General features: G+C 71.0%; 15 protein-coding genes. 10 read left to right on the plus strand and 5 right to left on the minus strand.

Annotated elements, in window-relative coordinates; genetic code table 11:
* Positions 1-90: 90 nt before the first annotated feature.
* The 3 genes from BLS56_RS06270 to BLS56_RS06280 are packed head-to-tail and all read right to left on the minus strand — an operon-like array spanning position 91 to position 2,637.
* Positions 91-1,047 carry an ABC transporter ATP-binding protein gene (locus BLS56_RS06270; RefSeq protein ID WP_091448973.1) on the minus strand — a complete coding sequence of 319 codons (957 nt, stop codon included), beginning with the start codon at positions 1,045-1,047 and terminating at the stop codon, positions 91-93.
* Entirely contained in the window at positions 1,044-1,844 is an 801-nt protein-coding gene (locus tag BLS56_RS06275; protein WP_091448974.1) for an ABC transporter permease, read from the minus strand. Before BLS56_RS06275 ends, BLS56_RS06270 begins: the two co-directional genes overlap by 4 nt.
* Positions 1,837-2,637 carry an ABC transporter permease gene (locus tag BLS56_RS06280; RefSeq protein WP_091448975.1) on the minus strand — a complete coding sequence of 267 codons (801 nt, stop codon included), beginning with the start codon at positions 2,635-2,637 and terminating at the stop codon, positions 1,837-1,839. The genes BLS56_RS06275 and BLS56_RS06280 overlap by 8 nt, the downstream gene beginning before the upstream one ends.
* 238 nt (positions 2,638-2,875) lie before the next feature.
* Here BLS56_RS06280 and BLS56_RS06285 point away from each other — a divergent pair, with 238 nt between their 5' ends.
* Positions 2,876-3,736, plus strand: coding sequence for a carbohydrate kinase family protein (locus BLS56_RS06285; protein ID WP_091448976.1), 861 nt, complete (start codon positions 2,876-2,878; stop codon positions 3,734-3,736).
* A gap of 2 nt (positions 3,737-3,738) precedes the next feature.
* On the opposite strand, the gene BLS56_RS06290 is transcribed toward BLS56_RS06285, so the two are convergent.
* Positions 3,739-4,074: a DUF3099 domain-containing protein gene (locus tag BLS56_RS06290; RefSeq protein WP_091448977.1), complete on the minus strand. Its 336-nt coding sequence runs from the start codon at positions 4,072-4,074 to the stop codon at positions 3,739-3,741.
* Positions 4,075-4,154: 80 nt separating this feature from the next.
* Between BLS56_RS06290 and BLS56_RS06295 the strand changes: the two genes are divergently transcribed.
* The 8 genes from BLS56_RS06295 to BLS56_RS06330 all read left to right on the plus strand — a co-directional run bounded on the left by BLS56_RS06295 (position 4,155) and on the right by BLS56_RS06330 (position 9,527).
* Positions 4,155-4,913, plus strand: coding sequence for a class I SAM-dependent methyltransferase (locus BLS56_RS06295; protein WP_091448978.1), 759 nt, complete (start codon positions 4,155-4,157; stop codon positions 4,911-4,913).
* Between the two features lie 262 nt (positions 4,914-5,175).
* On the plus strand, positions 5,176-5,379 hold the full coding sequence (locus BLS56_RS06300; protein WP_091448979.1) for a type II toxin-antitoxin system HicA family toxin: 204 nt from the start codon (positions 5,176-5,178) through the stop codon (positions 5,377-5,379).
* Entirely contained in the window at positions 5,376-5,594 is a 219-nt protein-coding gene (locus BLS56_RS06305; RefSeq protein WP_091448980.1) for a type II toxin-antitoxin system HicB family antitoxin, read from the plus strand. The genes BLS56_RS06300 and BLS56_RS06305 overlap by 4 nt, the downstream gene beginning before the upstream one ends.
* A 75-nt stretch (positions 5,595-5,669) precedes the next feature.
* Positions 5,670-7,166, plus strand: coding sequence for a DUF7782 domain-containing protein (locus BLS56_RS06310; RefSeq protein WP_091448981.1), 1,497 nt, complete (start codon positions 5,670-5,672; stop codon positions 7,164-7,166).
* The gene (gene dtd, locus BLS56_RS06315; protein WP_091448982.1) at positions 7,163-7,588 is read left to right on the plus strand and encodes a D-aminoacyl-tRNA deacylase; all 426 of its coding nucleotides are present in this window, start codon (positions 7,163-7,165) and stop codon (positions 7,586-7,588) included. Before BLS56_RS06310 ends, dtd begins: the two co-directional genes overlap by 4 nt.
* A 224-nt stretch (positions 7,589-7,812) precedes the next feature.
* Positions 7,813-8,787, plus strand: coding sequence for a sigma-70 family RNA polymerase sigma factor (locus BLS56_RS06320; protein ID WP_091448983.1), 975 nt, complete (start codon positions 7,813-7,815; stop codon positions 8,785-8,787).
* A gap of 296 nt (positions 8,788-9,083) precedes the next feature.
* On the plus strand, positions 9,084-9,293 hold the full coding sequence (locus tag BLS56_RS06325; RefSeq protein ID WP_091448984.1) for a hypothetical protein: 210 nt from the start codon (positions 9,084-9,086) through the stop codon (positions 9,291-9,293).
* Positions 9,294-9,527: a hypothetical protein gene (locus BLS56_RS06330; RefSeq protein WP_091448985.1), complete on the plus strand. Its 234-nt coding sequence runs from the start codon at positions 9,294-9,296 to the stop codon at positions 9,525-9,527.
* Positions 9,528-9,535: 8 nt separating this feature from the next.
* Here BLS56_RS06330 and BLS56_RS06335 read toward each other — a convergent pair whose 3' ends face one another.
* Positions 9,536-9,973: a hypothetical protein gene (locus tag BLS56_RS06335; protein WP_091448986.1), complete on the minus strand. Its 438-nt coding sequence runs from the start codon at positions 9,971-9,973 to the stop codon at positions 9,536-9,538.
* Positions 9,974-10,416: 443 nt separating this feature from the next.
* Here BLS56_RS06335 and BLS56_RS06340 point away from each other — a divergent pair, with 443 nt between their 5' ends.
* On the plus strand, positions 10,417-12,252 hold the full coding sequence (locus tag BLS56_RS06340; protein WP_228771426.1) for a selenium-binding family protein: 1,836 nt from the start codon (positions 10,417-10,419) through the stop codon (positions 12,250-12,252).

Genomic DNA, 12,252 nt, shown 5'->3' on the forward strand with positions numbered 1-12,252 from the left:
CACGCCTCGCGGCGATAAAGACGGGCGATCACGTCCACACCCCGCTCCCGGCAACGCCGGGGATCGCAGCAAGATAACCGTCGGGCTGGCTCACGCCTCGCGGCGGTAGAGGCGGGCGATGACGTCCTCGATCCCGGGCTCCTGCACGGACAGGTCGCGCAGCGGGACGGCGTGCGCGAGCGCGGCGACGACCTCGCCCGCGGCCACCCCGTCCAGGGCGAGGGTGACCCGGCGGCCGTCGGCCTCGACCGCGGTCACCACCGCGCCCGGCAGCGCCAGCCCGTCCGGCCACGGGGCGTCGAGGTCGGCGACGATGACGCGGCGGGAGCCGTAGCGGGCGTGCAGCTCGTCCAGGCCGCCGTCGTGCACGACGCGGCCGTGGTCGATGACGACCAGCCTGCGGCACAGCTTCTCGATGTCGGCGAGGTCGTGGGTGGTGAGCACGACCGTGGTGTCGCCCGCGGCGTCGAGTTCGGCCAGGAAGTCGCGCACGGCCTGCTTGCTGAGCACGTCGAGGCCGATGGTCGGCTCGTCGAGGAACAGCACCTCCGGGCCGTGCAGCAGGGCGGCGGTCAGCTCGCCGCGCATCCGCTGCCCCAGCGAAAGCTGCCGGACCGGGGTGGCCGCGAACTCGTCCACGCCGAGCAGGTCGACGCAGCGGGCGAGGCGGGCGGCGTGGTCGGCCGCGGGCACCCGGTAGATGTGGCGCAGCAGCTCGAAGGACTCCGCCAGCGGCAGGTCCCACCACAGCTGCGAGCGCTGCCCGAACACGACGCCGATGCGCCGGGCGAGCGTGGTGCGCCGCGCCACCGGCTCCAGCCCGCAGACCCGCACCTCGCCCGCGCTGGGGGTGAGCACGCCGGTGAGCATTTTGAGCGTGGTGGACTTGCCCGCGCCGTTGGGTCCGATGTAGCCGAGCAGCTCGCCGCGCTCGACGGACAGGTCCACACCGTCCACAGCGGACACCACATCCCGCTCCCTGCGGAACCGGCCGACCTTGCGGGAGACGGTGAAGTCCTTGCGCAGCCCCGACGCTGAAATGATCATGACCCTGTGCTCCGGTAGTGGCGGACGCCGGTGCGCCAGAACAGCGCGGCCAGCCCGGCGGCGATGGCGGCGGCCGCGGGCGAGCACCAGCGCAGCCAGTCCGGCACGCCCAGCGGGTCGGACCGGCCCAGCAGCGCCAGCGCGGGCAGGTAGGAGATGAACCCGAAGCCGAACGCCAGCGCGAACAGCTTGCGGAACCACTCGCCGTACATCGTGGACGGATAGCAGGCGAAATCCCGGCCGCCGTAGGTGAATCCGTTGGCGATCTCGCCGGACTCGACCCACCAGAACGCGACCGTGGCGCCCATGACGAACAGGCTGCCGAAGAACACCGCGCCCACCAGCGGCGCGGTCGCCGCGAGCAGCAGCCGCGCCGGGTCCCAGCCGATGTCGGCGACGAACAGGGCCACCAGGTAGAGCAGGAAACCCTGCACGACCCGCCCGATGCGGCGCAACGCGAAGTTGACCGCCAGCAGTTGGGCCAGCGACGACAAGGGGCGCAACAGAAGCGAGTCGAACAGGCCGGTGCGCACGTACTCCCGCAACCGGTCCGCGTTGCCCACGACGAGATCGGCGAGCGCGAACGACACGCCTGCCAACGCGGCGATCAGCAGCACCTCGGTCCCCCCGAACCCGCCCAGGCTGCCGGAAACGGAGAACAGCACGAACACCGTGCCGATATCGATGGCGAACACGGCCATGCTGCCGACCACATCGAGCGCGAAGGACGCCCGGTACTGCGTCTGACTGCGCACCTGCGCCCGGACCAGGTGCGCGTAGACCCGCGCCTTACCCACCCTGCACCACCAATCGCCGCACCGCGCGCGCCTGCACCCACCGGCACACCAGCAGCAGGCCCGCGCCCCACGCGGCCTGGCCCGCCAACAGCAGCAGAGAGTGCCCGACGCCGCCGCGCTCGACGGCGATATCGATCGGCGCTTGCAGCAACGCGGGCAGCGGGGTCCCGACCCACAGCGCGGTGGCCAGCCAATCCGGCAGAATCGCCAGCGGGAAAGCCAATCCGCTGCCGATGTTGGTGGCGAAACCCCAGAACATGGACACACCCCGGATGTCGAGCAGCCAGAACGCGGTCAGCCCGATCAGGTAGCGGCAGGCGAACCCGACGAGCACGGCGAGCCCGATGGAGACGGCGAACAACGGGTACGTGACCCAGTTTTGCGGAATATAGAAGGTGAAGGCCACGATTCCGACCACCAGCGGGGCGACGAACCGGGTCAGCATCGCGTACCCCGCGCGGCCGAACTCCGTCCACAGATACGTCCACAATGGATTGATCGGCCGCAGCAGGTCGGCCACCACATCGCCGGAGCGCACCCGCTCGGCCAGGTCGAGCATGGTCCACATGCTCACCACGGCCAGCAAACCCTGGCCCAGCCAGACAAAGGCGACCAGCTTCGGCCCGTCGTACCCGGCGACCGCGCCGCCGACCTCGGCGGCGACGGCCAGGAGGATGTAGCAGCGCAGGAACCCGAAGATCACATTGGTGAACGCGCCCGCGAAGGTGGCCTGCCGATAGGTGGCGTAGCGCCGGAAACCGGCCGCGGTCAACGCCCAGGGCACACGCGGCACAGCCTTCTCCTTCGGGGGACGTGGCCGGGGACAGGGCGGCCGAAGGAGGTTTCTACCCTAACCGCGGCGGGCGCGCGACCCGTTTACCGCGAAGGGAGCGACAGCGGCTGCCACCATGGCGACACCCACCTCATCCCCACACCTCCGCTGCTCGCCACAGTATCCAGGCGCGGGTTCCACAGACAGCGAATCCGGTTGTCGGATAATGAATTGACCTGTCCGGCGCGAAGGGAGCCCCATGGGCGCACGGCCGTCCGTCTTGGTCGTCGGCGACACCGCGCTCGATGTCGTCGCCCGGCACACCGGCCCGATCGCGCACGGCGGCGACTCCCGGGCGCGGATCACCTTCACCCCCGGCGGCGCGGCCGCCAACACCGCGGCCTGGCTGGCCCACCTCGGCGCCGATGTGGCGCTGGCGGCCAGGGTCGGCGCTGACGCGGCGAGCGCGCAGGTGCGGGCCGGGCTCACCGCGGCCGGGGTGCGCTGCGCGTTCACCGTCGACCCGGACGCCGCGACCGGCTGCGTCGTGGTCCTCGTGGACGAGACCGGCCAGCGCACGATGCTGCCCGACCGCGGGGCCAACGCGCGGCTGCGCGGCGCGGACGTGGACCCCGCGCTGCTCGCCGGGGCGCGGCACCTGCACCTGTCCGGGTATGTGCTGCTGGACGGGGCGTCGCGGCCCGCGGGGCTGGAGGTGCTGGCCGCGGCGCGGGCGGCCGGGCTCACCACCTCGGTCGACCCGCAGTCCGCCGAGTTGATCGACGACCCGGCCGCGTTCCTCGACGCCGTGCGCGGGGTGGACCTGCTGCTGCCCAACGCAGACGAGTCGCGCGTGCTGGCGGGCGCGGGAGACCCGCTGGACGTGGTCGGGGCGGTGGCGGTGACCGATGGGGCGGGCGGCGCGCGGTGGATCTCCCGGACGGAGACGGCGGCCGTGCCCGCTCACGCTGTGCGCTGCGTCGACTCGACCGGCGCGGGGGACGCCTTCGACGCGGGCCTGCTGGTGGCGTGGCTGTCCGGGGCCGGGCCGCGCGAGGCGCTGCTCGCGGGTGTGGCGGCGGGCGGCGCGGCGATCGGGCTGGTGGGCGCCCAGCCGTGAGTTCAGCCGTCGATCACGTGGCGTTCGGCGGGCTCGATCGCGGTCTTGTCGCGCTGGTAGCGGTTGACCCGCTCGGACTTGCGCGGCGGCCGGTCGTTGGCGATGAGGACCGCGATCCACGGCAGCGGAACCGACAGGGCGACGAAGCCCAGCGCCAGCCACCAGGTCTCGTGGAAGACACCGGCGAGCAGCAGGCACGGCAGCCGCAGGCCCATCATGATCATGTACTTGCGCTTGCGCGCGGCGAACTGCTCTTCGTACGACGGCGCGGCCTCGGTGATCAGAACCGGGGTGTCGTCCCGCTCGGAGCCCTTCACGACACCACCTCCACCGGCCATCCTCTCACCCCCACCGGCCAACTGCGCCATACGGGTAGAAGTCGGTAAAGAATTCACCTGACCCCGGTAGAAAGACCCCTATGACGGTCGAGGGGATCGACGCGCGCCCCGACGCGCTGACCCGCCTGCGGCACAGCCTGGCCGAGGCCAACCTCGTCCGCCACCTCCCCCGCGGCCGCCAGCGGATCCTCGACGTCGCGGGCGGCGGCGGCCGCGACAGCGTGCGGTTCGCCGAACGCGGCCACGAGGTCACCCTCCTCGACCCGGCGGGCGCCATGCTGGCAGGCGCCATGCGCCTGGCCGACGCGCACGGCGTCGCCGACCGCCTGCACGTGGTCCAGGCCACCGCCGAGGACACCCCGCACCTGTTCGCCCCGCACGAGTTCGACGTGGTGCTGTGCCACAACCTGCTCCACTTCACCGACGACCGCGAAGCGCTGCTGCGCGCCGTAACCGCGGCGCTGCGCCCCGGCGGCCTGCTGTCAGTCGTCAACCCCAACCCCGCCGCCGAGCCGTTACGCGCGGCCCGCCGCCTCGACCTGGACCAGGCCCTACGCGCCCTGGACTCCCCCACCACCCACGTTGCCCCCCTTGGCGTCGAGATCCCCGCCTGCGAAGCCGCAGCGGTCACCGCCGACCTGACCACCATCGGCGCCACCGTCCTGGCCCACTACGGCATCCGCTGCGTCGCCGACTACCTGGCCGAGGAAGCCGCGGCCGACCCGACCCTGCTGCCGGGCCTGGAACGCCTGGAACTCGCCCTGTCCGCCCGACTGCCGTACCTGCTGACCGCCCGGTACTTCCACCTCGTCGCCCGCATCACCGGGCCCGTTGGGTGACCTGGCCCGTCGGGTAACAAGGTCCCTTTGGCAACTCGTCCCCGCCGTCCCCGCCCGACCAAGTTCGCCGCGCCCAACCGCGCCACAAGCCAGCCGCCCCGCGACCACAAAGCCCACCCTCCCTGGGGTCCCTGGGGGCCACCCCGGGTCCAGTCTATCGGGGTGGGCCGACAATTCCGCGAGAACGATCTTGCCTGTGGATAACTCCCGACGGCCTCGGTGAAGTCCTGAAACCCTTTCCCCATCGGGGGAAGGAGTGGAGATGCCACGCAAGGTCGGAGAAGTCATCCGGCTCATCGAGTCTGACGGTTGGTACCTGGTGTGCACTTCTGGCAGTCACCGGCAATACAAACACCCGGTCAAACCCGGCAGAACGACCGTCGCGGGTAAGCCAAGCGAAACCTTGCACCCCCGGACCGAGAAGAGCATCCTGAGGCAGGCTGGGATCGAATGGAGGCTGCGGTGAATGGCTATGTGGTGGTCGTCGAACGAGACGAGACCGGTGGCTACAGCACATGGAGCCCCGACCTCCCCGGATGTGTCGCCGCCGCCGCCGAGTACGACGAGTGCGTCGCGTTGATGCGGGAAGCCGTCGCCATGCATGTGGCGGGGCTGCGTGAAGACGGGATGCCGGTGCCGGAACCCACCGCGGTGGCTTCGCTGATCCTTCCCGCGGCCTGAGCGGGTCCCGGTCGGACAGTTGATCTTGGGTCGGGTCATCCGACCGGTGTCGTGGGGGCGTGCGAGCATTCTCGCGTGCTTCCCCGACTCTCGAACGAGTTCTGCGACCGGCTGCGCGACGCCCTGCGGACCGTCGGCTACGACGCCGACGGGGTGGTCGCCGCGCTGGGCGACCAGGCGCACGCCGCGCTGGGGCGGGGGGAGCCGGAGCCCGCGCGGCGGGCCACCCGGGACGGGTCGCCGCTGTCCACGCTGGTGCGGCTGTTCCTCGTCGGCGACGGGCAGCCGGTGGAGCGGGTGCGGCGCGCGCTGGGCGGGGTCGACGTGGCCGAGGCCGCAGCGGCGGGGCTGCTGCGGGTCGACGGCGGGGAGGTGCGGGCGGGGCTCGACCTTCGCCCCTACGGCGACGACCAGGGGTCCTGGTGGGTGCTGGCCGACCTCGACGCGGAGCAGACCGGGCGGCCGGTCGGCGAGGACCATGTGCTCGGCATCGGGCACGCCTCGCTGAGTCTGGCGCGGGCGACGGTCCGCAGGCCGGTCGGGTCGGTGCTCGACCTGGGCACCGGGTGCGGGGTGCAGGCCCTGCACGCCAGCAGGCACGCCGACGCGGTCACCGCCACCGACCTGTCCGCGCGCTGCCTGGCGCTGGCCGAGGCGACGTTCCGGCTCAACGAGGTCACGGTGGAGACCGCGCGCGGGTCCTGGTTCGAGCCGGTCGCGGGCAGGCGGTTCGACCAGGTGGTGTGCAACCCGCCGTTCGTGGTGGGGCCGCCGAGGGTCGACTACGTCTACCGCGACTCGGGTCTGGCGGGCGACGACGCGAGCGCGCTGGTCGTGCGCGGCCTGCCGGGCGTGCTCGCCGACGGCGGCGTGGGGCAGCTGCTCGCCTCCTGGCTGCACCGCCGCGGCGAGGACTGGGCCGAGCGGGTGGCCGGGTGGCTGCCGGACGAGGGCGTCGACGCCTGGTTCGTGCAGCGCGACGTGGCCGAGCCCGCGCTCTACGTGGGCACCTGGCTGCGCGACGCGGGCATCGACCCGCGCTCGGCCGAGGGCTCGGCCAAGGCGTCGGCCTGGCTGGACTGGTTCGACGAGCACGACGTGGTCGGCGTCGGTTTCGGGTTCGTCACCCTGCGCGCGACCGGCGCGGACACCGAGGTCGCCTGTGAGGACCTGCGGCACGCCTACGACGACCCGCTGGGCCCCGAGGCGGGCGCGTGGCTGGACCGGGTGGCCTGGCTGCGCGCGCACCACGACCCGAAGCTGCTGCTGTCGGCGACGTTCGTCGTGCCGCCGACCGTGGCGCTGGAGCAGGTCAGCGAGCCGGGGCCGGAAGGCTGGCGGGAGGTGGTGCGCAGGCTGCACCGCACCGACGGCCCCGGCTGGCACCAGGAGACCGACGAGCTGGTCACCGCGCTGCTCGCGGGCTGCCGGGGGCACTTCCCGCTGGCCGACCTGCTGGCCCTGCTCGGCACGGCCCACGACGTCCCCGCGGATGCCCTGGTGGCCGCCGCACTGCCGGTCGTGGTCGACCTGGTCACGCACGGGATGCTGCTGCCCGTGGAGCTGTCGTGAGGGCTGTCGCGGCGCGGGTCACCCGCGCGTCGGTGGTGGTCGACGGCGAGACGGTGGGGCAGATCGCCGAGCCCGGGCTGCTGGTGCTGCTCGGTGTGCACGTGGACGACACGGCGGAGAAGGCAGCCGTCATGGCGCGCAAGTTGCACGAGATGCGGATCTTGCGTGACGAGCAGTCGTGCGCCACCTCGGGCGCACCGCTGCTTATAGTGAGCCAATTCACACTTTACGGTGAGACCCGCAAGGGCAGGCGGCCATCGTGGACGGCGGCCGCCCGACCTGAGCACGCCGAGCCGCTTGTCGAGGCGACCGTCGCCGCGCTGCGCGCCCGCGGCGCCCGGGTGGAGACCGGCCGGTTCGGCGCCATGATGGCCGTGGAGAGCGTCAACGACGGCCCTTTCACCGTATTGCTGGATATCTGAGCTCTACTCAGCGCCGCATTGTCGCCGTGGGACGGTCCTTTCACCCACTCGGCGGAAGCGGATCCCGTTCCCTGGTTGATCTAGCGGACTTCTCAGCTAAACCTCAGGTAAGCCTGAGCAACCGGACTTCCGACTGTGACGTCACACAGAGGGAAAGCGGGAACGAATCCACCGCCCGCCACGTTTTGACAATCAGAACCACCGCGACAGGGGGAGGGAGCACCATGACGGTCCCGCAACAGCGCGAGCCCGAGCAGCTCACCTACGAGGCCGACCTCGACGCACAGGGGCCTGCGGCCGACTTGGTGCGCGTCTACCTCAACGGCATCGGGCGCACCGCGCTGCTGACGGCGGCACAGGAGGTGGAGCTGGCCAAGCGCATCGAGGCGGGGGTCTTCGCGCAGCACATGCTCGACACCGCGCCCCAGCTCTCGCACGCCCGCCGCGCCGAGTTGCGCGCCCTCATCGCCGACGGCCACACCGCGAAGAACCACCTGCTTGAGGCCAACCTGCGGCTGGTGGTGTCGCTGGCCAAGCGCTACACCGGGCGCGGGATGCCGCTGCTGGACCTGATCCAGGAGGGCAACCTGGGCCTGATCCGCGCGGTCGAGAAGTTCGACTACACCAAGGGTTTCAAGTTCTCGACCTACGCGACGTGGTGGATCCGCCAGGCCATCACCCGCGGCATGGCCGACCAGGGCCGCACCATCCGCCTCCCCGTCCACCTGGTCGAGCAGGTGAACAAGCTGGCCCGGATCAAGCGCGACCTGCACCAGCAGCTTGGCCGCGAGGCCACCAAGGACGAGCTGGCCAAGGAGTCCGGCCTGTCCCCGCAGAAGGTCGCCGACCTGCTCGACCACGCCCGCGACCCGGTGAGCCTGGACATGCCGGTCGGCTCGGAGGAAGACGCCCCGCTGGGCGACTTCATCGAGGACGGCGAGGCCACCGACGCCGAGAGCGCCGTCATCTCCGGCCTCCTGCAGGACGACATGCGCCGCGTGCTGGCCACCCTGGACGACCGCGAGCAGTCGGTCATCCGCCTGCGCTACGGCCTCGACGACGGCCAGCCGCGCACCCTCGACCAGATCGGCAAGCGTTTCGGCCTGTCCCGCGAACGCGTCCGCCAGATCGAGCGCGAGGTCATGTCCAAGCTCCGCCAGGGCGAGCGGGCCGAGAAACTCCGCGCGTACGCCAGCTGAACCCCGGGAAAGCGGCGAGAGAACCCAGCCCACCAGGGCTTTCTCTCGCCGCTTTCCGACGTCACTCATATAGCGGAGTTGACATGTGATGGCAGTCACGGCAGCGTAGGGCCCGCGACACCACCACAGAACTTCGCGGCACGGAGGAGCTTCACACTCCGTGACCGCGCGCGACGGGAGGTCGGGGCGGCCGGGGGCCGCCCCGGCCTTCCGGCATTTCGGGGGTCACTCGCCCGTGCGGGGCGCGGTGACCTGCCGCGTCGGTCCCCGGATTCCCGAGAGGGCATGATGCGACCGTGCGCATCGGCGAGCTGGACAAGCTGTTAGTTGATCTCTTGAGCCAAGACCACCCGGAAATCACCGAGGTCGCCGCACTGGACAAGGGACACCGCCGCGTGCGCGTCGGGTTCGCCAGCGGGGCCGTGGCGACGATCATGGTCCGCGAGGTCCAGGGGCCGGGTGTGCCGTCGCACTCGCCGTATGACATTCCCAAGTCGGTGATCTGAGTGCGCCGAGACCGATTCGTGGACCACGTGCGGGACCTGCTGGCAGGCAGCGGCCACCCCGGTATCGCCAAGGTCGACCTGTACAAGATCGACAGCGGCGTGCGCGACATCGAGGTCACCTGCGCCGACGGCCGGGTCATCCGGCTGAACATCACCCGCATGTCGCCACCGGTCGGGGACAACTTCAGCGAGCCCGAGCCCGTGGTGACCAAGGCTGACGTGCAAAACGCTTGATCGGCCCGTCAGCGCCGGGTGTGCTTGCGGAGGACGTGCAGGTAGAAGGCCAGTGCCGCGGCGCCCAGGACGATGAGGATGACCGCGCCCACGGTCATCGTGGTGACCGAGTAGGTGCGGGTGCCGCTGTAGTCCGTGGCCAGCCAACCCAGGTCCATGGTGGCCGGGCGGGTCACGGCGATCAGACCGCCGACCAGCCAGGCCGCGCCCGGGAGCCAGCCGTAGAAGGGCCAGGCGGCCTCGCCGTGAGGTAGGGCGGCCAGGCCGATGAACAAGACGGGGGCGACGGTCAGGGCGAGCACCGCCGCGTAGGCGGGGTGGCCGTCGGCGCTGTCGAGGATGGCCGGGACGGCGAGCAGGGGGATGCCGAAGCCCAGCAGGCCCATGACCCACCGCAGGCCGCGGCCTTCCTTCTTCGTGCCCTCCTGGCCGGACGCCTTCGCCATGATCAACAGATTACCAAGGGGTGTCGGCCCGAGGGCGCCGCGGCGATGGTCTGGCATTTCTCGCGCGGCGGCGAAATACCACACATTCCGCCAGCGGTACATATAGCCTTCGTAAAGACACGGGGCCGAACGGTCGCACAGGCGTTGGGGCGAATGGCGTCCCAAACTGTGGCGCCTGGTTGACACCCCTCCGCGGCCTGGTAATCCTTACTGCTCATGAGCACCGGATTCGTCCTGGTTGGACGACTGCATGTGGACCTGCGCCAGCAGGCCAGCGCGCTCTGTACCGACCGCTGAGGTCTCTCTTATCAGCCCCCTGCGGGCCTTCTCTTCCCCTCCCCCCGGTTCCGGGGCATTCAGCGTGGCCTAGGGCCATTCGTCGCGGCGTGTGACGCCGGGGCGTTCTTTGGGCTGCGTATTCACGCACAACAGTGGAGTGTTTCATGCTGTGGAATTCGCCTTATCGGCGAAAAAGTCTGATAGGGGTGCTGGCGGCGGTCCTCGCTGTCGGGGCGGTGACGTACAGCGGTGAGAGCAACGCCGCGTACGCCGATGTCAAGACCTTCACCGACACGAAGACCGCCTCGGACGGCAAGTCGTACTGGGTCAAGAACCACCTGGTCACCGGGGTCGCCAACCGGGCGGCCGCGGCGGGGCAGCGCAAGAAGTGGCTGCTGGTGTGGGCCGGGGACGAGAACATCGCCGACACTCTCGTCAAGGACCTCAAGAACCTTCCCGGGTCGCTCACCGGCGGGCTGGGCAAGGTGACCAACGCGCTGCCGGGCCCGGACTTCCTCGCCGTCATCGACGCGACCGAGGGCTCCGACACCTACGGCAAGGTCGTCAACACCGCGACCGTGGGCCCGCTGGTGGAGAACGAGCCGCACCACATGCAGTACGTGTGGCACAAGGGCGACACCGTGTACGCGGGCGCGCTGTTCGCCGCGGCGACCTACGCCTTCGACGTGAGCGCGCTGCCGCAGTTGAAGCTCAAGGGCGTCAGCCTGCCCACGCAGACCCTGGGCGGGTCGGTCCCGGACGCGTACTGGACGCTCAAGGACGGCACCGCGTACGGCACCTACATGGGCGGCCCGGTGCTGCCCGGCCCGTACGTCTACCCCAACGGCCAGGTGGCCGTGGGCAACGGCTTCGCGGGCAGCCCCGGCGCGCTGATCCGGTTCGACCGGGACGGCAAGGTGCTCTCGCAGACCTCGGCGGCGACCCCGCAGGGCGACAACGAGAAGCTGTGCGCGAACCTGCCCCGGCTTGGCCAGGCCACCTGCGCCAACCCGCACGGCATCCAGGCCCGCGAGGACCTGAACACGCTGGTCACCAGTGACTACGCCGAGCCGCGCAACATCATTCTCGACCCGGTGAAGCAGCCGTCGCCGTACCTGCGCAGGCCGACCGTGCGGACCTGGGACATCACCGACCGCGACAACCCGAAGCTGCGCGCGGTGTCCTACCTGCAGGACGGCCCCCGAGCCGACCCGGCCGACCCGCTGCACAGCGAGAGCCGCGCGGTCATGGAGGTCACCGTGACCAACCTGCCCGGCCACAAGGGCGCCTTCGCCCAGACCATGCAGGGCGGCGCGGTGCACTACACCCCGGACATCACCGCTCCCGAGCCCAAGTGGGTCGAGGTCTTCGACGACGGCTCGGCCAACAAGGCGATCCACGCGGCCAACGACGACAACGGCGGCGGCTCCAACGGCGGCTGGATCCAGACCAGCCCGGACGACAAGTTCCTGTACCGGGCCATCTCCGGCCGCGCCAAGGGCGCGCTCGGGCCGAACGACCCCGGCACCACCGGCGGCGTCTACGTGCTCGACATCCAGAAGCTGGTCGCGGCGGGCACCGGCTTCACCTGCCGGGTGGACACCAAGGCCGAGGCGCGCAGCGGTGGTGCCGAGTCCGACTGCCCGACGGTGGCGGGCGCGCTGCCCATCAACCCGGGTCAGCCCGCGGCGGGTCCGCACTGGGGCGCGTACGACAACTTCGTCCTGGACTCCGACGGCCTCTACAAGGAGACCCTCTCGCCGGAGCGGATCGCGGTGTCGAACTACTTCGTCGCCCGGTCCGGCCTCGACGGTGACCACAAGGTGAACATCGTCAAGCTGAGCCCGGAGGGCAAGACCACCCTCGACACCGCGTTCAAGGACGAGTTCAGCGGGCAGGTCGGCATCAACTTCAACCGGCGCAGCTGGCCGCACGGCGACTTCGGCAACGCCAAGCCGCACTCGGAGCTGTTCGTCGTGGCCGACGCGGACGTGAAGTAG

The sequence above is a fragment of the Actinokineospora iranica genome (assembly GCF_900101685.1).
In the GTDB taxonomy this organism is placed as follows: domain Bacteria; phylum Actinomycetota; class Actinomycetes; order Mycobacteriales; family Pseudonocardiaceae; genus Actinokineospora; species Actinokineospora iranica.

What these genes read in the sequence shown, in the direction of transcription:
- BLS56_RS06270 (WP_091448973.1), bottom strand. Translation starts at nt 1,047, where the DNA reads ATGATCATTTCAGCGTCGGGGCTGCGCAAGGACTTCACCGTCTCCCGC.
- BLS56_RS06285 (WP_091448976.1), top strand. Translation starts at nt 2,876, where the DNA reads ATGGGCGCACGGCCGTCCGTCTTGGTCGTCGGCGACACCGCGCTCGAT.
- BLS56_RS06290 (WP_091448977.1), bottom strand. Translation starts at nt 4,074, where the DNA reads ATGGCCGGTGGAGGTGGTGTCGTGAAGGGCTCCGAGCGGGACGACACC.
- BLS56_RS06295 (WP_091448978.1), top strand. Translation starts at nt 4,155, where the DNA reads ATGACGGTCGAGGGGATCGACGCGCGCCCCGACGCGCTGACCCGCCTG.
- BLS56_RS06300 (WP_091448979.1), top strand. Translation starts at nt 5,176, where the DNA reads ATGCCACGCAAGGTCGGAGAAGTCATCCGGCTCATCGAGTCTGACGGT.
- BLS56_RS06320 (WP_091448983.1), top strand. Translation starts at nt 7,813, where the DNA reads ATGACGGTCCCGCAACAGCGCGAGCCCGAGCAGCTCACCTACGAGGCC.
- BLS56_RS06335 (WP_091448986.1), bottom strand. Translation starts at nt 9,973, where the DNA reads ATGGCGAAGGCGTCCGGCCAGGAGGGCACGAAGAAGGAAGGCCGCGGC.
- BLS56_RS06340 (WP_228771426.1), top strand. Translation starts at nt 10,417, where the DNA reads ATGCTGTGGAATTCGCCTTATCGGCGAAAAAGTCTGATAGGGGTGCTG.